Below are 21,523 nucleotides of genomic sequence, written 5' to 3' on the forward strand. Positions count from 1 at the left end.
CAGCATGAATGATGATAATAGCCGCCTGGTTTACTCCACCGACAGTGGTCGCATCAAGCAAGAAGAGGTTAAACCGCAGCGCCCTCAAGGGGATGGCATCGTACGCATTCAGCGCCAGACCAGTGGGCGCAAAGGCAAGGGGGTTTGCCTGATAACCGGGGTTAACCTGGATGACGCGGCGTTGGAGAAACTGGCTGCGGAGCTGAAAAAGAAATGCGGCTGCGGCGGGGCAGTAAAAGATGGGGTGATTGAAATCCAGGGGGATAAACGCGATCTGTTGAAACAGCTACTGGAAGCCAAAGGGATGACGGTGAAGCTGGCGGGGGTAATTAACCCATTCCCTCTCCTTGCGAGGAGAGGGATATCAGTAAGGCGCGGTTTATTTACTAACCTGGTGGCCGATAATACCACCGACAGCAGCACCACCAATTGTTCCCAGCGCACTGCCATCTGTCAGCACCGCACCGCCGATAGCACCGGCACCCGCGCCAATAGCCGTGTTGCGATCGCGTTTAGACATATTAGAGCAGGCACTCAGGGACAGCGCCAAGGTAATCGCCAAGGCGGCCGTGGCAAAACGTTTATTAATAGTCATAATGACTTCTCCTTAGCATGGGCTAAATGGAAATACCTTGCTGGCGTAACACAGCTTTAGTATAGGCATTAACCACTGACCTGGCCTGTGACTTGCCCGCTTTGACTTCAAGATAAAAAGTGGCATTTACTGCACAAGACAGAGTAATTAAAAAAATACGACGGTTTTAATTCCTTTAGACAGTATAAATAGCCAGCCGTAGATAAATAGGGAAATAGTCTTAATTTGAAACGTATGCCTGGGCGAATGTTCTGATTTATCCGTTCAGCGTAATGATATTGCCGCCGCACATCTTTTATTATCCAGCAGAACCCTACTTGGTTTTTAGCGATTTGCACCATACCGACCCGCCGGTTGCCTGCCGACAATAACGTCAGACCAAGCAACAAGGACAAGACCATGCTCAACGAACTCAAACAACAGGTGCTGGAGGCTAACCTGGCCCTTCCGCGTCATCATCTGGTGACTTTTACCTGGGGTAATGTCAGCGCCGTAGATCGCCAGCAGGGGCTGATGGTGATTAAACCCTCGGGCGTTGAGTATGACGCCATGACCCGTGACGATATGGTGATTGTCGAGTTGGAAAGCGGCAAAGTGGTGGAGGGCAGTAAAAAACCGTCATCTGATACCGATACGCATCGGGTGCTTTACCTGAATTTTGCCGCTGCGGGGGGCATTGTTCATACCCATTCGCGCCATGCCACCATCTGGGCGCAGGCCGGCTTGGATATCCCCGCCTGGGGGACGACGCATGCAGATTATTTCTACGGTGATATTCCTTGCACCCGGCCAATGCTGGACAAGGAAATCAACAGCCGCTACGAATGGGACACCGGGCAGGTGATTGTCGAAACCTTCAGCGAACGTGGGTTGGATCCTGCGCAGATCCCCGCGGTGCTGGTACATTCTCATGGGCCCTTTACCTGGGGCAAAGATGCCGACAGTGCGGTACACAACGCGGTGGTGCTGGAAGAGGTGGCCTATATGGGGATCTTCTCGCGCCAGCTAATGCCAGAATTGGCCAATATGCAGCAAACCCTGCTAGACAAGCACTATCTGCGCAAACATGGCAAGAACGCCTACTACGGTCAGTAATCCTGGGGGCCATTGCGGCCCCATAGCCATTACTCGTTGACCAAATCCAGTTTGATACCTTGGCTTTTTAGCAACTGTTGATAGTCGAGCGCCAGGCGTGCATCGGTTACAACACGCCCGATTTGGCTGGTTGGCTCCAACGGATTGGGCTGGATCTGGCCAAATTTTGATGAGTCCGTCAGTACGATGTTTTCCACACCTTTGTTCAGCAGCGCATTGACGACGTCGGCACGCATCATATCGCGGCCGGTGAATCCGGTCTCTGCGTGATAGCCATCAATCCCGATAAAAGCCTTGCTGAAATGCACCTGCTGAATACACAGACGTGTGAGCGGGCCTACCACGGTTTCACTCTTTTTCTGGTACATCCCGCCCAGCACGATCACATCGCAATTCGTTTCTTTCAGCAGATTGGCGATGTAGTGGCTGACGGTGATCAGGGTTACGTGTTTACGCTCGGCCAGATAGCGGGCCAACAGGGCGTTCGTGCTGCCGCTTTCGATAAAGATGGTTTCGCCATCGTTGACCAGCGAAGCCGCATATTTAGCCAGTTTCTGTTTGAGGGTGAAGTTGGACATCATACGGGCATCCACGTCATCGCTTTCTAAAGCGATGGCAGAGCCATGAACGCGTTTGAGGTAGCTGCGTTTCTCCAACAGATTAAGGTCTTGGCGAATGGTCACCTCAGAAACGCCAGAGGCCCGAGCCAGTTCGCTGACGCTGATGCGGCGGCGATCGTTCACCAACTGCAAAATGGTTTGTTGTCTTGAATTCATAGTTGCCTGATAAGCGGCCAACCCGCGGCTGGCCGCAACTATTCACAGATTAGAGAGTATGTTCGGTTCGCGCGATAATATCATCCTGCGCATCTGGGGATAATGCGGTAAAGAAGGCAGAATATCCAGCTACGCGTACCACTAAATCACGATATTGGTCTGGATGTTGTTTTGCTGCCAGCAGTGTCTCCCTTGAGACAATATTGTACTGCACGTGCCAGCCATGATAGCTCTCAAAGAAGGTGCGCAGCATCAGCATCAGCTTCTCACGGTCGCGCGGGTTTTCCAGCGTCGACGGGTTCAGCTTCTGGTTGAGCAGCACGCCACCCAGAATCGACTCGGTTGGCAGCTTGGCCAGAGAGTTGAAGACCGCGGTAGGACCAAGGTGGTCAGTGCCGGAGGCCGGGCTGGCTCCTTCAGCCAACGGCGTGTGTGCCTTACGGCCATCAGGAGTTGCCATGGTGGCGGCCCCAAACGGCACGTTAGCGGAGATGGAAGAGGTCCCGGCATAGTAGGTGCCACCAATCGGGCCGCGGCCAAAGCGGGTATTATGATATTGCTTCAGTTCGTTGATATAGGTCTGATAGGCGCGAACCAGCAACTGGTCGACATCATCTACGTCATTGCCGTATTTCGGTGCGGCGTTGATCAGGCGTTGACGCAGTTGTTCACCGTCCAGCCCGGCAAAGTCATTCGCCAGGGCTTGTGCCAACTGCTGCTGGCCGATAATTCCCTGATCGAACACCAATTTACGCACCGCTTCCAGGCTATTGCCCAGGTTGGCGATCCCCACTTGCAGGCCGGAAACCCAGTCATATTTAGCGCCACCTTGTTTGACGCTTTTGCCACGCTCAATACAGTCATCGACCAGGGCTGAACAGACAATATCGTGGGCATTTTCTTCCAGTACGGTATCCACCACGCATTCAATCTCGATAGATTTGCGGGTGTAATAACGGATTTGCGTATCCCAGGCATCCAGCACCTGGTCAAACTGGCTAAAGTTACCTTTCGACAATGCCAGTTGCTGTGGCAGGAAAATCTGGCCGGAGGTGGCATCGCGGCCTTGCTCCAGTGCCGCCAGCATTACGCGGGCAAAGTTGATGAAGCTCATCCCGGTACAGCGATAACCCCATTTGCCGCCAACGGCCGTTTCGATGCAGCCGATAGCGGCATAGTCGTAGGCGTCCTGCGGTTCAACGCCCAGCTTGATAAATTCCGGGATAACGATCTCGTCGTTGTTAAAGGCTGGCATACCGAAACCGCAGCGAATAACCTGCACACAGGCATCGAGGAAATCATTACTGATCCCGGCATGATAGCGCACGCTTAGGTTTGGCTGTGTGGAACGCAGGCGACCACAGGATTCCAGAATGGCGTACGACAGTGGGTTAACCGCATCGCAGGCTTCGCCATTTACCCACTTTTGGCCACCGATGGTGACGTTTTGGTACAGTGGGCTACCCGCAGAGGCTTTAGAGTGTGAACCGGAACGGATTTTGTTCACCTCAAGCAGCTTCAGCCAGCAGCTGTGCAGCATCTCAATGGCCTTTTCGCGTGGCAGGCTTTGTTCCAGCTCAACATCGCGGCGATACCACGGATATAGGTACTGATCGAGGCGGCCAAAGGATACCGAGTGGCCGTTAGATTCAATCTGCAGGAACAACTGGATGAAGTAACACAGTTGCAGTGCCTGCCAGTAGGTTTGTGGTGGCTGATGGGCGATCAGTTCACAGTTGGTCGCCATTGTCAGCAGTTCTTCACGCCGCCAGGTACGGCTTTCAGCCTGGGCCATCTCACGAGCCAACTGGGCAAAACGCACAACATGTTCGCTCAGGGCAGTGAGGGCGATATCAACCGCCTTCAGGAGCTGTTCTTTGTGCAGATCCTCCCAATCGGTCAGATGGAGGCGTTCGCGGCGCTCAGAGACTTTCTCGCGCAGACCATCGAGGCCTTTCTCCAGTAGCAGCGGGAAGTTGACCGCCAGGTGCGCATCACCGGAGGTCATGTTACCTTCCGCTTTGATGATGCCGGTGGCCAGCAAAGCTTTTTGCTCATCGGTGAACATGCCGTAGCAACGGTCCTGCACGGTCTGGCCGCGCCACCACGGGCAGATTGCATGTAACACCGCTTTGTCCTGTTCGCTCACAGAGAAGCCAGCGCCTGGGCGATCGGCCAATTCGTCGATTTCGCTTTCAATCCAACTGACGGTGTACTCCGGGAAGATAGGGGCGGCGCGTAACTGGCTGGCCTGATTACCGATGATCAACTCGTCGTTCTTGATCCAGATGGTACGTTTGGCCAGATGATTAGCCAGTGCCAATGCGCGTCTTACCGGCAACGGTTTATCCTGATGCTGCTGGTAAGTTTCGGTGTAATGCTGTGCGCGTTCAGTACATACCGGGGGTTTAACGATATGGATCAGCGCGTGTTTATGCGCCAGTGTACGTTCGGTCAGGGTTGTCAGGTCCAGCGTTGTCATGATGTTATCCTCGCAAAATGGCGGTCAGGCCTTTGGCGCTGGCGTAATCTTCGGCATAGGCCAGCAGTTCAGGGTCGTTCAGTGGGGTATGGGGTGCATTGTAAGGTGCGCCGAGCAGGTGATATTTATTCATGCCCAGCGTGTGATAAGGCAAAAAGTGTATTTCTTTCACGCCAACTTCATCGGCGGCAAAATCGGTAATCGCGCGGATCGCGTCGCGATCGGCATTGAACTCCGGGATCAGCGGCACTCGCACGGTGATCTGAGTTCCAGCCGCTGCCAGGCGGCGAAAGTTATCCATCACCCGCTTGGCGGAACCGTCGGTCCATTGTTTGAAACGGGCTTCATCAACATGCTTCAGATCCGCCAGCATCAAATCGAGCCAGGGCAACGAAGGCGCAATGTAAGACCACGGCGTGTGCAGGCAGGACTCCACAGCGGTATGGATCCCCGCCTCGCGCCCACGTTTCAGTAACTCTGCGGCGATGTCTGGTTGCATAAATGGCTCACCGCCGGAAAGCGTCAGGCCACCGCCGGTACGCAGATAGTAGGGTTTATCGCGCATCACTTCGGCCATAACGGCATCGATATCAATTGCCGTGCCGCAAACGGTCAGCGCCCCGGTTGGGCAGCAGCCGGTTAATGCGTCATAATCAGCGTCAGTAAGCAACGCACGTTGCAGGTTAATCGTCGTTTCGTCAGGGCGGGTAATGGCGTGTGGGCAGCGTTCGCTGCACAGGGTACAACCGGCCAGACACAGGCGTGCATCAAACAACAGATCCTGCTGGCGGGAGCGGCTCTCCGGATTCTGACACCAGCGGCAGCCAAGTGAACAGCCCTTCAGGAACACCACGCTACGGATGCCGGGGCCGTCATGTGTTGAGTAGCGTTGCAGATTGAAAAGCATTGATCACCTGTGACGTTAAAAATCTTCTTACGTAAATTAAATAGCTTTCGAATGAAAGTTGATTTGATTTTAATCAAATGATGAGAGAGTTTTTCCCTTATTATGTTGAGAGTTTGAATTAGCCTACAAAATAATCAGGAGCACGATATGGAACTTTATCTCGACACCGCCGACGTCACCGCCGTTAAGCGCCTGGCCCGGGTGCTGCCGTTGCATGGTGTTACCACCAATCCAAGCATTGTCGCTAAAGAAGGCAAGCCGATCTGGGAGGTACTGCCAGCACTGCGTGACGCATTGGGCGGCACCGGTAAGCTGTTTGCACAGGTGATGGCGAATGACGCCGAGCGTATGGTGGCAGAAGCGGTATTGCTCAATCAGCGCGTACCTGGGCTGGTGGTGAAGATCCCCACCACGGTGGAAGGCCTGGCGGCGATCAAGAAGCTGAAGTCCATGTCGATCCCTACTTTGGGCACCGCAGTTTATGGCGCAGGCCAGGGGTTGCTGGCGGCTTTGGCCGGCGCTGAATATGTTGCCCCTTATGTTAATCGTCTGGATGCGCAGGGCGGTGATGGGATTGAAATGGTGCATGAGTTGCAGCAATTGTTAACGATGCACGCCCCTCACGCCAAGGTGCTGGCCGCCAGCTTTAGAACCCCGCGTCAGGCGCTGGAATGCCTGTTGGCCGGTTGCCAGTCGATCACGTTACCCGTGGATGTAGCAGAGCAGTTTATTACTACCCCGGCGGTTCAGGCGGCGGTAGAGAAGTTTGAGCAGGATTGGCAGGGAGCTTTTGGCACCACGTTGTTGAGCTAAATCATCTCAGGAGGTCCAGCCCTCCCGTGGGAGAGGGCTGGATTTACAGGCGTCAGGCGCGCCCGGCTTCTTCACGTAAAACAATTTCGCTTTCACGTACTGTCGGCTTGTTGGCGTTCAGCGCACGGCGGATCACGAAGAAGGCAGAAACCAGCATCGTCACGGCTACCAGCATAAAGAAGGCGCAGAGCGCGGCATTGATCTGGTTGCTTAACACGATGGTCTGCATATCCGCAATGGATTTAGCCGGTGCAATAACCGTGTTCTGCTCAATCCCGGCAGAGAATTTCTTCGCCTGGGCCAGGAAGCCGATGCTCGGTTTTTCATGGAAGATTTTCTGCCAGCCTGCGGTCATTGAGGTAATAAACAGCCAGGCGGTCGGCAGAATGGTTACCCAGGCGTAGCGCTGTTTCTTCATTTTGAACAGCACCACGGTGCCGAGGATCAGCGCCATTGAAGCCAGCATCTGGTTACCAATGCCAAACAGTGGCCACAGTGTGTTAATCCCGCCCAGCGGATCGACCACGCCCTGATAGACGAAGAAGCCCCAGCCAGCCACCGCCACGGTGGTCCCGGCCAGGTTGCCGAACCACGAACGGTTGTTCGCCAGCCGTGGAATAGCTACCCCCACCAGATCCTGCACCATAAAGCGGCAGGCACGCGTACCGGCATCAACCGCAGTAAGAATAAACAGCGCTTCAAACAGAATGGCAAAGTGATACCAGAAGGCCATCATTGCCCGACTGTTAAATACATCGCTGATGATATGGGCCATGCCAACGGCGAAGGTTGGCGCGCCGCCTGCTCGGGACAGCACAGATTTCTCACCGACATCAGCGGCGATCTGCTGCAGCATTTCCGGGGTGACGATAAAGCCCCAGCCGTTGATTACCTGCGAAGCGCTCTCAACCGTGGTACCGATCAGCGCCGCCGGTGAGTTCATGGCAAAGTAGACGCCTGGGTCGATCACCGACGCGCAGATCAGCGCCATGATGGCGACGAAAGACTCCATCAGCATACCGCCGTAACCAATAAAGCGAATATGGCTCTCACGCTCTATCAATTTGGGTGTGGTGCCGCTGGAAACCAGCGCATGGAAGCCGGAAATGGCACCGCAGGCAATGGTGATAAACAGGAACGGGAACAGGGAACCGGCAAATACCGGGCCGCTGCCATCGATAAAGCGCGAAACCGCAGGCATTTTCATTTCCGGCATGGCGAACACAATGCCCACCGCCAGCCCCACAATCACGCCGATCTTCAAGAAGGTGGAAAGATAGTCACGGGGCGCCAGCAGCAGCCACACCGGCAGCACTGAAGCGACAAAGCCATAAATCACCAGCACCCAGGTCAGCGTGGTACCGTGCAGAGTAAAGAACGGCCCCCAATAGGGATGCAGAGCGATATTACCGCCGTAGATGATCGCCATCATCATCAGTACAAAGCCGATCAGAGAAACTTCGGCAATCTTGCCTGGGCGGATAAAACGCATGTAAACGCCCATAAACAGCGCAATCGGGATGGTGGCAGCAATGGTAAACAGGCCCCAAGGGCTGTCTGCCAACGCTTTAACCACGACCAGCGCCAAGGCAGAGAGGATGATGATCATCACTCCAAGCGCCCCGAGCATGGTTATCACCCCGGCAAAGGCGCCCAGTTCCTGCTTGGCCATTTCCCCCAGAGATCGCCCGTCGCGGCGGGTGGAGATAAACAGGATCAGGAAATCCTGCACCGCACCGGCCAGCATGACGCCCACCAGGATCCAGATGGTGCCCGGTAAAAAGCCCATCTGCGCGGCCAGGATCGGCCCAACCAGCGGACCTGCACCGGCGATGGCGGCAAAGTGGTGACCGAACAGCACCCATTTGTTGGTGGGTACATAGTCCAGGCCGTCATTATGGCGTTCCGCCGGGGTCAACCGACGGTCATCGAGCTCGAATACATTCTTGGCAATAAACCGGCTATAGAAGCGGTAAGCAATGCTGTAGCAGGCGACAGAAGCCACCACCAGCCAGACAGCGTTGACGTGCTCCCCGCGGCTCAGAGCCAGCATGGCGAAAGCGAAGGCGCCGAGCAGCCCCACCGCGAGCCAGATTATGCCGGACTTGACGTTTTTCATGTTGCGCAACTCCTTGTTGTGCAGAGGTAGAAAGGCGATTTTTTTAAAGTTGATTGATACGTCAAAAAGTTAACAACAGATTAAAAGTAGGAGGTTTAAACGCAGACAGGGGCTGGTCGGATCAGAAATGTGAACTCAGTTGGGATTTGGTAAAAAAGATCGGGGATCAGGGGGCAGTGGGTTATTTCAGGCAAAAAAAGGCGATACCCAGTATCGCCCAGATAGAGATCGACTTGTGTCAGGCGGCCGGTTTCGCGATCACGCTGCGGGTTTCCATACGCACTTCGGCAATATTTACCTGCAGGGTATCGCTCTGGCGATAAACCACTTCACCTTTCACTTGCACGGTGCCGGTTTCCTGGCTGCAAACCATCTCGTCACGCACCGCGTGGATGAACGGAGCAGGGATAAAGGCTACTGCGCCGTTGTCCAGCAGGCGCACACGCAGGCCGCCACGGGTCACGTCGATAATCTCGGCGTTGAAACGCGCGTCGGTGCCGGCCTTATCTTTCAGGAAGCGTGCATATAACCAGTCGCCCACATCGCGCTCTGCCATGCGGTTCAGGCGGCGGCGTTCAGCCAATTGGGTTGTCACTTCATCCTGCGGTTTTTCAGCAGGCTGCGCGGTGATGATATTTTTCAGCAGGCGATGGTTGACCATATCGCCATACTTACGGATAGGGGACGTCCAGGTGGCGTACGCTTCCAGTCCCAGGCCAAAGTGCGGGCCAGGAAGGGTGCTGATTTCTGCAAAGGTCTGGAAGCGACGAATGCGGCTATCCAGGAACTGGGTTGGCTGTGAATCAAGGTGACGGCGCAGCTCGCAGAAGCCTTCCAGCGTCAGCAGTTTTTCTGCTTCGGCTTCTACGCCATTAGCCTGCAAGACGGCGACCGCCTGTTCAACCAGCGCGGGATCAAAACCGGTATGAACGTTATAGATGCCAAAGCCCAGGCGATCGCGCAGCACGATGGCGGCACAAACGTTAGCAGCAATCATGCACTCTTCAACGATACGGTTGGCGGTGCGGCGTTGTTCGGTAATGATGTCCAGCACGTCGCCTTTTTCACCGAGTACAAAGCGGTAGTCAGGCCGATCCTTGAATACCAGCGCATGCTGATGACGCCAGGCGTTACGGGCATCACAAACCTGCTTGAGCAGGGTGACTTGCTGCGCTATGGCTTCACTTGGCGGTTGCCAGCCAGCAATACCGTCCAGCCAGTCAGACACTTCGTCATACACCAACTTGGCTTTGGACTCGATTTCGGCGGCAAAGAAATGGATATCGCTTCCCAGCGCGCCGTCTGCGGCGATAGTAACGCGACAGGCGAGGACCGGGCGGCGCTCATTCGGGCGCAGCGAGCACAGGTTGTCTGACAGATCGCGTGGCAACATTGGAATATTGAAGCCCGGCAGGTAGTTGGTGAAAGCGCGCTTGCGGGCGATATCATCCAGATTGCTGCCTTGCTCTACGTAGGCGGTAGGATCGGCAATGGCGATGGTTAACTGCAGCGTTCCGTCACCGTTGTCCTCCACGTACAGCGCATCGTCCATATCTTCAGTGCTGGCGCTGTCGATGGTGACAAAATCCAGCGCGGTCAGATCTTCGCGCGCCAACCTAGCATCATGCTCAGTGATCTCCACCATGTCTGGCGCTTCTTTTTCAAGATTATGACGGGCCAGCGTAACCCACCATGGCGCAAAGTGATCTTCACCTTCAGTGATGAACTGAGTCAGGTCGGCATTGAAAGCGCGATCGCCCTTCAGCGGGTGACGGCGCATTTCGGCTACCGCCCAGTCACCGGCCTGGAAGTTATGAGTCAGTTCACGCGCAGGGCGGCACTGAATGGCGTCTTTCAGCATCGGATGATCGGGCACGATGGACAGCCGATCGTCTTTCTTCTGCACCCGGCCAACAAAGCGTGACAGGAAAGGCTCAACCAGGGTTTCCGGCTCGGCTACTTCGCGCTCTTTTTCGGTGTGCAGGGTGGCGACAACACGATCCCCATGCATGACTTTTTTCATGTAAGGCGGCGGAATAAAGTAACTCTTTTGGCCGTCGACTTCTAAAAAGCCAAAACCTTTCTCAGTCCCTTTTACTACGCCTTCAACACGCGGGGTTTGAGAGTGAAGTTGCTGTTTTAGCTGCGCCAGCAGCGGGTTATCTTGAAACATATCGTCCAGTAAATGGGTTGTGAGTGGCAAGATTTGCGGCAGACAGTTTTACGCGAATCACCTGCTGCGGGCAAGCCTAACCTCAAGGTTTTCCCATGTTGACTCTCGATTATCGGGTGCAGTGAGCAAGAATAAGCCAGGGTGTGATTAGCCATGGCTTATACCCTGAGTCTTAAGCGATACGCCGCTTCGGTTCGCTGGCACAACGGCGGATCGTTACAGGAACAGATTTGGAGGTTGGCGTACCGGTGCCGTCGCCAAAACTGGCCAGCGGCACCAAGGGATTGGTTTCTGGATAGTAGGCCGCCAGGTTGCCGCGTGGGATGTCATAGCTGACCAGCTTGAAGCCGCTGACTTTGCGGATCACGCCGTCGTTCCACAGGGTTTCGATCTCCACCAGTTCACCATCCTGCAGGCCCAATGCGGCCAGATCTGCCGGGTGGATAAACAGCACTTCACGCTGGCCGTAAACGCCGCGATAACGATCGTCCAAGCCATAAATTGTGGTGTTGTATTGATCGTGCGAGCGCAGGGTTTGCAGGACAAAAGGGGCTTTTTTGCTTCGGTTGACGGGAACAGCGTGTCGGGTAATGGCGCAGCGCAAAACTGAGCCTTGCCACTCTGGGTTGCAAAGCGTAATTCTGCGGCGGCGTTACCGAGATAAAATCCGCCCGGCTGTTCGCAACGCTGGTTGAAATCGTCGAAGCCAGGAATGGTCGCCTGGATATGCTGACGGATCAGGGAGTAGTCGTCCGCCAAAGCCAGCCAGTCCAGTTTTTCGCTGCCCAGCACCGCGTTTGCAATACCGCAGACAATCGCGGTTTCCGAGCGCTGAGTCTCTGCCAGCGGTTTACCTATGCCCTCTGAGGCATGCACCATGCTGAATGAATCTTCCACTGTGATGTATTGCGCGCCACTGGCTTGCATATCCAATTCGGTGCGCCCAAGCGTAGGCAGGATCAGGGCGTCTTTACCGGTGATCAAATGGCTGCGGTTCAGCTTGGTGCTGATATGCACCGTCAAATCACAACAGCGCAGAGCTTGGGCAGTACGCTCGGTATCCGGTGCCGCTGCAGCCAGGTTACCTCCAAGCGCAATCAGCACCTTGACGTCACCCCGCAGCATCGCTTCAATCGCTTCCACCGTGTTATGACCAACCTCGCGGCGTGGGGTAAAGCCAAAATGTTGTTCCAGATTGTCGAGCAGTGCTTTGGGCGCTTTCTCGTCAATGCCCATGGTGCGGTTACCCTGCACGTTGCTGTGGCCACGCACCGGGCATAAACCCGCCCCTGGCTTGCCTAATTGCCCGAATAACAGTTGCAGATTGGTGATCTCACGAACGGTGGCAACCGAATGTTTATGCTGCGTGATCCCCATCGCCCAGGTGCAGATAACCCGCTCGGCACCTTGGTAAATCGTGGCGGCATGGCGCAACTGGGTTTCACTCAGACCAGACTGCGAGATGATTTGTTGCCACGAAGTGGCATCCACCTGGGCCAGATAAAGCTCAACGCCCTGGCTATGTTGATCGATAAAGGGCCGGTCAAACAGCCCGGGCTGGCTGGCGGCCAACCGCTGGCGATGGGTTTCCAGCAGTGCCTTCACCATGCCACGCACTGCCGCCATATCGCCACCCAGTTTAGGTTGGAAATAGGCAGAACTGATGGGGGAAGATTTTGGCGCCAGCATCTGGAGTGGGTTTTGCGGATCGGTAAACCTTTCCAGCCCGCGTTCACGCAGGGTGTTGAAACTGACAATCCGGGCACCACGGTTGGCGGCCTGTTTCAGGCTGTGCAGCATGCGTGGGTGATTGGTGCCTGGGTTCTGGCCAAACACAAAAATCGCATCGGCTTTGGCAAAATCCTCCATGCGAATAGTGCCTTTCCCCACGCCGATACTCTGTTTGAGGCCAACCCCGCTCGCTTCGTGGCACATATTGGAACAGTCTGGGAAATTGCTGGTGCCCAGCATCCGGCCGAACAGTTGATAAAGGTAAGAGGCTTCGTTACTGGCACGGCCAGAGGTGTAAAGCTCAATCTGGTTGGCGTTGTCCATCGCCCGGATATGGCTGGCGATCAGCGCCAGGGCATCCGGCCAGTTGATCGGCTGGTAGCGATCGGTTTTGGCGTCATAGCGCATCGGATGGGTCAGACGGCCCTGATATTCCAGAAAATAGTCGCTTTGTTCACGCAAAGTACTCACGCTGTGAATGGCAAAGAAAGCGGGTTCCACCGCCTGGCGTGTGGCTTCCCAACTGACGGCTTTAGCGCCGTTCTCACAAAAGCTGAAGGTACTGTGATTGTCATCGCCCCAGGCGCAGCCAGGGCAGTCGAACCCCCGGGCCTTGTTAACACGCATCAGGTTACGCAGGTTTTTCAGCGCCTGTTTACTGTCGAACACATAGCGGGTGGTGGCTTCCAATGAGCCCCAGCCGCCGGCCGCGCCGCGATAAGGTTTGATTGACGGTTTGAATTTCATGATTTTCTTCGCAGGTGATGGTTGTAGCTAAAAGGTAAATGCTTTTTTAAGCATCTTGAGTATTTATGTGGCAAGTCTAGGGGCGTAAGGACGGTGTGTCTAATCGAATAGAATGATGATGGCATAGAGCGGATTTATCGCCAGTGCTAAGCCAATGATATACTCAACGCAGAACTCATTTCTCGAGCCAATGTATGAATATTAAACAACTCATGACACCCGGCCAGTAATACGGCGATCTCCGGGGTCAGCAGATAACGGGGCAGGTCGTCGCGCACCGCCGCCAGGGCGGTCTCAAAATCTATATAGGGTGCCGCCGGGGTGCCGGTGGCGCTACGCGAGATCTGCGGGAACGTGGGGGCGGTGGTGCTCAATTTTTTACTCTCCGCAATCAGCCGGGGTAACGTGTTACCGTTGATTGTAAATATCCGGGCGGCGGGAGGCTTGCAGAATAATCGCGCTGGCGGTGATCGTCATTTCGGTGAATACACCCTTGATGGAAGTAAAACCGAAGACCGAACCGGGGCAGGGCTGCCGCCCCACGGAATGCCCTAACCCGGCCCAGTCCGGTACAACATTACCAGCGCAAGTGGAACATCCACGTGGCATCGCTGACAGAAGATGCGCACCACACCATCAGCTATTTTGGCCGCTATCTGAAGCGTCCCCCGGTGTCACTGAGTCGGCTGGAGCACTACGGCGGTGGCGACGTCACACTGACCTACAACAGTCACAAGACGAAGCGCCTGGAGCGGCTGAAAATGGCGATCGATACATTCATTGAAAAATTTATCCAGCACATCCCAGACAAACACTTCCGGATGATCCGTTATTACGGTTTTTTAAGTCATGCAAAGCGCGGTGAGTTGCTGGAAAAGGGGCATGCGCTGGTTGGTCATGAGGTTGAAAGGCGGCCGCAGATCACCTTTGCGATGATGCTTAAGCGCTTCACAGGAGAAAAGCCGCTGAACTGCGTGCTGTGTGGCGCGCGGTTACTGCTGTGCGGGCTGAAGGAGGGGCTGAGACTGGAAGAACTGCTCGGTTATCATAAATCACTGGCTTTAATGGGGGGTCTGACCCCCACCAGGGAAGATCCGCCCAACATAGGTAAATCTGTCTATAAAGCATGCAGTGAAATGAATTAGCTATCAATTTTATCAATATTGATTGGTGACCCGTCCTGTGGGAAAAGAGGTGAATGCCGCTCAGAAAGCGGCATCGACGCTAATTTCTGGTTGATAGTTAGCCACTTTTGGGTTGAAATTCCTATTTATGAAGAGCCACGCCACTGGCGCAGCATTTCTATGACGCTGCTCAGGCGTGGTTATTGCAGTGAGATTCAGCCAGCAATGTATCGCCGAGGCTGTATCGTAGACGGTTTTCCCAGGCATACAGGGAACCGGTCAACAGGGTTTCTAATGCCTGTGCCTGATTAAGCCCGCTGTTGAACAACGCCTGCACGCTTTGCGGGGTGAATTTCTCTGGTGAGCGTGTCAGTTCGGCTATCACCCGGATCACAGCCACCGCCTGCGGATCGGTAGTGGTATCCAGCGCATTTTCGATCCCGGCCAATAATGCCTGCACCAAACCTTTGTCGGCAATCTTATTGGCCACTACTGCCGCGCAGTATGGGCTGCCATTGATTCTGGATGCCACCAGGGCCGCCAACGCCCTGAGGTGAGGGGATAACTCGTCACTTTTGTGATTAATGTTGTTATAAACGGCATTGCGTTCATGCAAGGTGGCCGCGTCATGGGCTAAAAGCAGGTAAAAGGATCTGATACGAGCATCCGGGTGGCTCTGATCCAGGATGTCGAGTTGCCACGCATCTGCCTGCTCCGGCACGATTTCAGGCAGCCGTGCTTGCCATAACCGCTTTTCCTCGGAAAACCCATCCCCTGGTGCATCCTCAACTTTTGGAAAACCCGGTATCACCGCCGTTGGTCTTCCTGCCAGTGCAGCAATACCTGCCACCACCCGAGCCTGATAACTGACGAACCCGATGATTTGTGAAAAGGTCACGATATCCCGGGTACTCAGGCCAACTTCATTGAGTTGCTGCAATGCTTTGCTGCAAATTAGCGTCGGTTGGCTGGCAAGTTGGCGGGCATATTGGGTGATTTGTGCCAGACGGACATTGCTTTCCCGGGTAGCCTCAGGGCTAGCCAACGGGGCGAGGCGGGCGGCGTAATGGCTGCATAAGGTTTGAACCCCGGCCACCTGGGCCACCGTTAGGGCGGTAGAAAGACGATCGTAGGGTGACAATGTCACTTCTGCCGACGTCACTACCCGGTCAGGGAACAGCACATGATAGCTAGCCTGAGAAGCGGTGAAGACTGCGGCCCGAGCAGAGAGCGCTTGGTTCAGTGCCTCGTCGGCAACGGCCCCCAGGCCCAACAGAAAGCGATCGCGCAGGCGGGCGGCACCCTGTTCCAGCGGTGCATCACTGCCAGAGCTGCGCTGGGTTTCGTGGTACCACTGAACATGATGCGGGTAGGCGTTTTTCATCAGTGCGATATCCTGTCGTCTTTTAGGCTTAACGTAGGGGATATCCTCACCGATTGGATTGGCGAGATAAAATAATGTTACGTGCTAATTAATAGCGCAAAAGAATAAAATAGTTAACGGTGGGAAAAGGGCGTACGGGCACGCCCGGATAAAAATCAGAATTTGCCACCATCGCGACGCCAGGCATCGGCCGTCAGAGCCTCCCCGAAATGGCTGGCGATCAGGCGTTTGGTGAGATCGTGCAATGGTGATGCCAGTACCTCGGCAGTGCTGCCACGTTCAACGATTTCACCTTCATGCATCACCATCACCTGATCACTGATATGTTTCATCATGCCGAGATGCTGCGTCACGTAGATATACGAAATACCGTGCTTCTCCTGCAGTTCCAGCATCAGGTTGATGATTTGCGAACGCATCGACATGTCCAGTGAGGCCAGCGCCTCATCGGCGATAATCACCTTGGGTTGCAGGATTAATGCTCGTGCCAGCGCCACGCGCTGTTTTTGCCCGGAGGCAAGCATATGCGGATAATAGTTGGCGTGATCTGGCAGCATCCCCACCTGACGCAGGGTCTGATTGATGCGAACCTCCCGCTCGTTGGCCTCCAGATCGGTGTTCAACCGCAGCGGGGCATCCAGCAATTGGCCGATACGCTGGCGCGGGTTGAGCGAGGTACTGGGATCCTGGAAGATCATACGAATGCGCTGGCTGCGGTAGCGGTAATCGCCAAACTCCAGCGGATGGTCGTCAATCAGCACCTCACCGGAAGAGGGCTCAACCATACCGGAGAGCATTTTTGCCAGAGTGGATTTACCGGAACCATTCTCGCCAATCACTGCCAGCGTCTGGCGTTCACGCAGGGTAAAGCTGACCGACTTGACTGCTTCGACATGCTGGCGGCGGAATAGCCCGGTGCGGTAGCGATAGGTTTTAGTCAGATTGCGCACTTCCAACAGCGTTTCCATGTTATTGCTCCTCCATGTTCAGCGGGAAGTGGCAGGCGAACAGGTGGTTTTTCACTGGGCGCAGGCGTGGCGTTTCAATGCACTTTTTCTGGGCGTATGGGCAACGTGGCCCCAGGCGGCAGCCGATAGGCAGATGCTCCAATGAGGGGATGGCTCCTGGCAAGGTATTCAGGCGGCTTTTATGCGGTAGTGAGCGGCCAAAGTCCGGCATGGCGCGGATCAGCGCCTGAGTATAAGGATGATGAGGCGCAGCCAGCAGATCTTCGCACTGCGCGCTTTCTACCGTTTGGCCGCAGTAGAGCACGTTCACCCGATCAGCCCATTTGCTCATCATCTGCAAATCGTGACTGATCAGCAGAATGGTGGTGTTGTTGTTCTGGTTGAGGCGTGCCAGCAGGCGGAAGATCTGCGCCTGAGTGGTCGGTTCCATGGCGTTGGTCGGTTCGTCTGCGATCAGCAATCTTGGCTGATTGGCCAGCGCAATGGCAATCATCACCTTCTGGCATTCCCCTTCGGTTAGCTCGTAGGGGAAACTGCCCATGATATCGTCATGATCCTTGATGCCGACACGGTGCAACAGCTCAATCGCCCGGCGTTTCCGCCAGTTGAACCGTTGCCACCAACGGCCTTTATAGGTCCAGCCAGGAATAGCCTGCGCCAACTGTCGGCCAATATTTTCTGAGGGATCCAGGCAGGATTGCGGTTCCTGAAAAATCATCGATACGTTGTGACCCACCAGTTTGCGCCGTTCACGCGGTGTTAACTGCAACAAGTCGATATCGTCGAAGCGAAAGCGATCGGCAGTGACACGCCAGTTGTCTTTGGTCACGCCGCAGATGGCTTTGGCGATCAGGCTCTTGCCTGAGCCGGATTCGCCAACGAGGCCACGTACTTCACCTTCGGTCAGCGTCATGCTGACGCGATCAACGGCTTTCACCGGCCCTTCGGCAGTAATAAATTCGATGGTCAGATTGCGGATATCGAGTAACGGCATTATTCCACCCCCGCATTAATTGCGCGGCGTATACCGTCGCCCAACAGGTTTACCAGCAACACGCTGACCAAAATGGCTGCACCTGGCAGCATTACGGTCCAGGGAGCGACATACACCAATTCCAGTGAATCTCCGAGCATGGCTCCCCATTCCGGGGAAGGGAGTTGAGCACCCAAATCGAGGAAGCCCAAAGCCGCAATATCGAGGATAGCCATCGACAACGCGCGGGTAAATTCGGTGATCAGTACGGCGGCAATATTTGGCATTACCGCGTACCACAGGATCTGCATGGTAGAAGCCCCATCCAGCCGGACGGCCACCACATACTCTTTCTCCAGTTCATCGTGTACCGCGCTGTAGATAGTGCGCACCATACGTGGCAACAGCGCCAGCCAAACGGCCAGCATGGCATGTTCCAGCTTTGGTCCGATAAACGCCACGACAATGATCGCCAGCAACAGCGAAGGAATAGAAAGCAGGGTATCAAGGATATGGTTGAGCACCGCAGAGATAAGGCCACGGGTCACCCCGGCGAAAATGCCCAGGATCACGCCGCACAGAGCGGCTGCCAACGTGACGAGCAGCGCCGAGCCAAAGGTTGCGGCAGCGCCGGTCAGCAGGCGGCTTAGGATATCGCGGCCAAGATCGTCGGTACCCAGGAAGAATGACACGTTGCCATAACGCGACCAGGAAGGGGGCAACAACTGATACCCCAGAAACTGTTGGTCCAGCGCATAAGGGGCCAGCAGGCTGCCGAACAGGGACAGCAGCAGCAGGCCAATCACGCCATAAAAACCAATCATGGCCAAGGTGTCGCCGTAGAAAATCCGCCAGGTATACAGCAGCGGGCTCGGCATTTTCTTTTCGCTGTATACGTTATCTAAGGGCATACCATTCCTTATGTTTCAGCGGGTTGGTGGCAGCACCCAGAATATCGGCCAATACGTTGATGGTGATCACCAGCGTGCCAATCACCATTACACCAGCGGATATTGCCGCGTAGTCCTGTTGCCGTATGGCGTTGATCAGCCAGCGGCCCAGCCCTGGCCAACTGAACACCACCTCGGTGATCATCGCCAGTGTGAGCATGGTGGAAAACTGCAAGCCGAGTTTGGGGATGATCGGCGGCAGTGCATTGTGCAGCACATGGCGGCGGATAATGGTAAACCGTGAAAGCCCGCGGGTGGCGGCGGCCTTGATGTAGTTCTGGCCTAGCACGTCGTCGGTGCTGATGCGCATCAGGCGGATCACTTCGGTAATTGGTGCGACGGCCAGTGCGGTGATCGGCAGCACCATATGACGAAACGCGCTGGCGATCATCTCGGAGCGATAAGGCGAATCGGAGATCCAGGCGTCGATCAGCGCAAAACCGGTTACCGGTTGCACCTGATAAAGCAAATCGAAACGGCCAGATACCGGCAACCAGCCAAGATGCAGCGAGAAGTACAGCATCAACAGCAGTGCCAGCCAGAATACCGGGATCGAAAAGCCCAGCAGGGCGAAGGTACTGATGGCGGTATCCTGCCATTTACCTCGCATCACACCGGCGATGATGCCCAGCGGTATCCCGATAAACAGCGCTATGGTAAACGCCAGAATGCACAGTTCCATGGTTGCCGGGAACACTTCGCGCAGTTGTTCACTGATGGCCTGACCATTGATGCTCGACACGCCGAAATCCCAGTGCAGCAGGCTGGCAAAATAGAATTGATAGGCATCCAGCATGGCGGCACCGTTAAGCGGCGCGCGCGGGGTGAAGTAGCTGAGACTGAAGCTTACTAAAGTCAGAAAGAACAAAGTGATCAGCAGCAATAAAATTCGCCGTAAGGTAAAAATAATCACTTTTTCACCTCCTTCGCGGCGGGTTCACGGTAAACCCCGGCAAACGATGCATTGCCGAAGGGGCTCAACACCAGTCCCTTGATATCATAGCGGTAAGCCTGCAGGCGCAATGAAGATGCCAGCGGTAGCACGGGCAACTGCTGTTCGATAATTTGCTGCGCTTGCCGATAATTGTCGATACGTTGCGAAAGCTGCTGAGAAAGCAGGGCATCCTGCAACACTTCATCAAAGGCAGGATCGCACCAGTGAGCATAGTTGGTCTGTGAACGGATTGCCGCACAGCTCAGCAGCGGGCGGAAGAAGCTATCCGGGTCGTTACTGTCGGTGGACCAGCCGGTTAGAGTGAGATCGTGATTCATCTCCATCAGGCGAGCCTCCTGGAAGCGGCCTTCTACCGGCACAATAGTAAGGTTGATACCCACCTGTGCCAGGTCTGCCTGCAGCAGCTCCGCCATTTTCAATGGGCTTGGGTTGTAAGACTGTGAAGCGGTTGGCACCCACAGCTTCAAATCCAACGGCCCAACGCCGGCTTCACGGAGCATTTCCCGCGCCTTGGCCGGATCGTATTCCGTCACATGGGCATCGTTGTCATAGGCCCAGGAAGCGCGTGGCAGGATTGAAGCTGCGGTTTCTGCCGTGCCGTAGTAGATCGACTGCATCAGACGCTGGTTGTTTATCGCCAGCGAGATAGCCTGGCGAACTTTCAGATTATCGAGCGGCGGTTTGCGGGTATTGAAAGCCAGATAGGCGATATTCATGCCAGGCCGCAGCGTCAGCCGCAAGCGGGGATCGTCACGCAGAATCGAAAGCTGGCTGGCGGCGGGGTATGCCAGTACATCGCACTCGCCGGTCAGCAATTTGGACAATCGGCCAGTCCCTCCGGCCCCCATGTCGATCACCACCTGCGGCATGCGCGGTTTCCCTTTCCAGTAAACCTCATTGCGTGCCAAACGGATGTATTGGCCGGAGCGATATTCACTCAGCAGGAAGGGGCCGGTACCGACGGGTTCCCGGTCGATCATCTCTTCGGTGCCGTCCAGCGTCAGGTTAGCGGCATATTCCGCCGATAGCACCGGCGCATAATGGGTTGCCAGGTGCCACAAGAAAGAGGCATCCGGAGCCTGTAAGCGGAATTCGACGGTGTAGTCATCCAGCTTCTTCACGCTTTGCACTGAATCGGCAAACTGCAAACTGTCGAAATAGGGGTAATCGCCACCGTTCACGCTATGGAATGGATGCTTGGGGTTAAACACCCGTTCAAAACTGAATACCACATCGTCGGCATTCATTTTACGTGTCGGCTGGAACCAGGCCGTGGTCTGGAAAGGCACATCCCGGCGCAGGTGGAAGCGGTAAGTGGCACCGTTGTCCAGCACCTCCCAGCTTTGCGCCAACTCGGGGATCAGCCGATAAGTATAAGGGTCAACATCCAGTAGCCGATCGTAAAGTTGGGCGGCGAGAGTATCAACCGTCAGGCCACTGCTGGCCATTTGCGGGTTGAAGGTGTTCAAGATGCCGCTGACACAATAAACAAAGCCGCTCTGGCGGATATCCGCTGGCGGCGTGACTGCGCTGGGCGCAGGCGGTGTTGAGGCCAAAGCAGAGGTTGCCAGGCAGCTCAGCGACATTGTCCAAAGAGGTAAACCACGCATAGACGCTTCATGGGTTATTAAGCAATATTGTTAGTGTATCGCACTATGGCGAACAGCCCAATTCCTTGCATAAAATGGCTGAAATTTCTACTGTTTGGCTGAACTTGCCGCAATAGAGCAG

At 55.1% G+C, this 21,523-nt stretch carries 16 protein-coding genes and 3 pseudogenes; 4 read left to right on the top strand and 15 right to left on the bottom strand.

Translation table 11 applies throughout. The features are described 5' to 3' along the window. Window positions 1-4: 4 nt before the first annotated feature. A pseudogene (gene yciH, locus ACQ86O_RS18600) lies at window positions 5-325 on the top strand (stress response translation initiation inhibitor YciH); the annotation flags it as partial. A gap of 54 nt (window positions 326-379) precedes the next feature. On the opposite strand, the gene osmB reads toward yciH, so the two are convergent. After that, on the bottom strand, window positions 380-598 hold the full coding sequence (osmB, locus tag ACQ86O_RS18605; protein ID WP_431225771.1) for an osmotically-inducible lipoprotein OsmB: 219 nt from the start codon (window positions 596-598) through the stop codon (window positions 380-382). 396 nt (window positions 599-994) lie between these two features. On the opposite strand from osmB, the gene araD reads away from it, so the two are divergent. Continuing rightward, the gene (gene araD, locus ACQ86O_RS18610) at window positions 995-1,690 is read left to right on the top strand and encodes an L-ribulose-5-phosphate 4-epimerase (protein ID WP_431222335.1); all 696 of its coding nucleotides are present in this window, start codon (window positions 995-997) and stop codon (window positions 1,688-1,690) included. A 29-nt stretch (window positions 1,691-1,719) separates the two neighbouring features. Here araD and ACQ86O_RS18615 read toward each other — a convergent pair whose 3' ends face one another. The 3 genes from ACQ86O_RS18615 to ACQ86O_RS18625 are packed head-to-tail and all read right to left on the bottom strand — an operon-like array spanning window position 1,720 to window position 5,855. Next, window positions 1,720-2,466: a DNA-binding transcriptional regulator YciT gene (locus ACQ86O_RS18615; RefSeq protein ID WP_431222336.1), complete on the bottom strand. Its 747-nt coding sequence runs from the start codon at window positions 2,464-2,466 to the stop codon at window positions 1,720-1,722. Window positions 2,467-2,515: 49 nt separating this feature from the next. Continuing rightward, the gene (locus ACQ86O_RS18620; RefSeq protein WP_431222337.1) at window positions 2,516-4,948 is read right to left on the bottom strand and encodes a formate C-acetyltransferase/glycerol dehydratase family glycyl radical enzyme; all 2,433 of its coding nucleotides are present in this window, start codon (window positions 4,946-4,948) and stop codon (window positions 2,516-2,518) included. Window positions 4,949-4,952: 4 nt separating this feature from the next. Beyond that, window positions 4,953-5,855 (bottom strand): glycyl-radical enzyme activating protein, encoded by a 903-nt coding sequence (locus ACQ86O_RS18625; RefSeq protein WP_431222338.1) that lies wholly within the window; start codon window positions 5,853-5,855, stop codon window positions 4,953-4,955. A 147-nt stretch (window positions 5,856-6,002) separates the two neighbouring features. Here ACQ86O_RS18625 and fsa point away from each other — a divergent pair, with 147 nt between their 5' ends. Further along, window positions 6,003-6,668, top strand: coding sequence for a fructose-6-phosphate aldolase (gene fsa / locus ACQ86O_RS18630; protein WP_431222339.1), 666 nt, complete (start codon window positions 6,003-6,005; stop codon window positions 6,666-6,668). A 52-nt stretch (window positions 6,669-6,720) separates the two neighbouring features. Here fsa and ACQ86O_RS18635 read toward each other — a convergent pair whose 3' ends face one another. The 5 genes and pseudogenes from ACQ86O_RS18635 to ACQ86O_RS18655 form a co-directional block, all read right to left on the bottom strand. Beyond that, a complete protein-coding gene (locus tag ACQ86O_RS18635) occupies window positions 6,721-8,787 on the bottom strand; it encodes a carbon starvation CstA family protein (RefSeq protein ID WP_431222340.1) in 2,067 nt (688 codons plus the stop codon). Between the two features lie 238 nt (window positions 8,788-9,025). Then, window positions 9,026-10,960, bottom strand: coding sequence for an exoribonuclease II (locus tag ACQ86O_RS18640; protein ID WP_431222341.1), 1,935 nt, complete (start codon window positions 10,958-10,960; stop codon window positions 9,026-9,028). Between the two features lie 172 nt (window positions 10,961-11,132). Further along, window positions 11,133-13,438, bottom strand: a pseudogene (locus ACQ86O_RS18645) (FdhF/YdeP family oxidoreductase). A 146-nt stretch (window positions 13,439-13,584) separates the two neighbouring features. After that, window positions 13,585-13,812 (bottom strand): hypothetical protein, encoded by a 228-nt coding sequence (locus ACQ86O_RS18650; RefSeq protein WP_431222342.1) that lies wholly within the window; start codon window positions 13,810-13,812, stop codon window positions 13,585-13,587. Between the two features lie 34 nt (window positions 13,813-13,846). After that, window positions 13,847-13,981 (bottom strand): hypothetical protein, encoded by a 135-nt coding sequence (locus tag ACQ86O_RS18655; protein WP_431222343.1) that lies wholly within the window; start codon window positions 13,979-13,981, stop codon window positions 13,847-13,849. A gap of 29 nt (window positions 13,982-14,010) precedes the next feature. On the opposite strand from ACQ86O_RS18655, the pseudogene ACQ86O_RS18660 reads away from it, so the two are divergent. Then, window positions 14,011-14,583, top strand: a pseudogene (locus ACQ86O_RS18660) (transposase); the annotation flags it as partial. A 169-nt stretch (window positions 14,584-14,752) separates the two neighbouring features. Here ACQ86O_RS18660 and ACQ86O_RS18665 read toward each other — a convergent pair. The 6 genes from ACQ86O_RS18665 to sapA form a co-directional block, all read right to left on the bottom strand. Beyond that, a complete protein-coding gene (locus ACQ86O_RS18665; RefSeq protein WP_431222344.1) occupies window positions 14,753-15,946 on the bottom strand; it encodes a CMD domain-containing protein in 1,194 nt (397 codons plus the stop codon). A 155-nt stretch (window positions 15,947-16,101) separates the two neighbouring features. Then, entirely contained in the window at window positions 16,102-16,914 is an 813-nt protein-coding gene (gene sapF / locus ACQ86O_RS18670) for a putrescine export ABC transporter ATP-binding protein SapF (protein ID WP_431222345.1), read from the bottom strand. 1 nt (window position 16,915) lies between these two features. Then, entirely contained in the window at window positions 16,916-17,908 is a 993-nt protein-coding gene (sapD, locus tag ACQ86O_RS18675) for a putrescine export ABC transporter ATP-binding protein SapD (RefSeq protein ID WP_431222346.1), read from the bottom strand. Then, window positions 17,908-18,798: a putrescine export ABC transporter permease SapC gene (sapC, locus tag ACQ86O_RS18680; RefSeq protein ID WP_431222347.1), complete on the bottom strand. Its 891-nt coding sequence runs from the start codon at window positions 18,796-18,798 to the stop codon at window positions 17,908-17,910. Before sapC ends, sapD begins: the two co-directional genes overlap by 1 nt. Then, the gene (gene sapB, locus ACQ86O_RS18685; RefSeq protein WP_431222348.1) at window positions 18,785-19,750 is read right to left on the bottom strand and encodes a putrescine export ABC transporter permease SapB; all 966 of its coding nucleotides are present in this window, start codon (window positions 19,748-19,750) and stop codon (window positions 18,785-18,787) included. Before sapB ends, sapC begins: the two co-directional genes overlap by 14 nt. Continuing rightward, window positions 19,747-21,402 (bottom strand): ABC transporter substrate-binding protein SapA, encoded by a 1,656-nt coding sequence (gene sapA / locus ACQ86O_RS18690; RefSeq protein WP_431222349.1) that lies wholly within the window; start codon window positions 21,400-21,402, stop codon window positions 19,747-19,749. The genes sapB and sapA overlap by 4 nt, the downstream gene beginning before the upstream one ends. Between the last annotated feature and the right edge of the window lie 121 nt (window positions 21,403-21,523).

Source organism: Serratia sp. L9 (genome assembly GCF_050632285.1).
Taxonomy (GTDB): domain Bacteria; phylum Pseudomonadota; class Gammaproteobacteria; order Enterobacterales; family Enterobacteriaceae; genus Chania.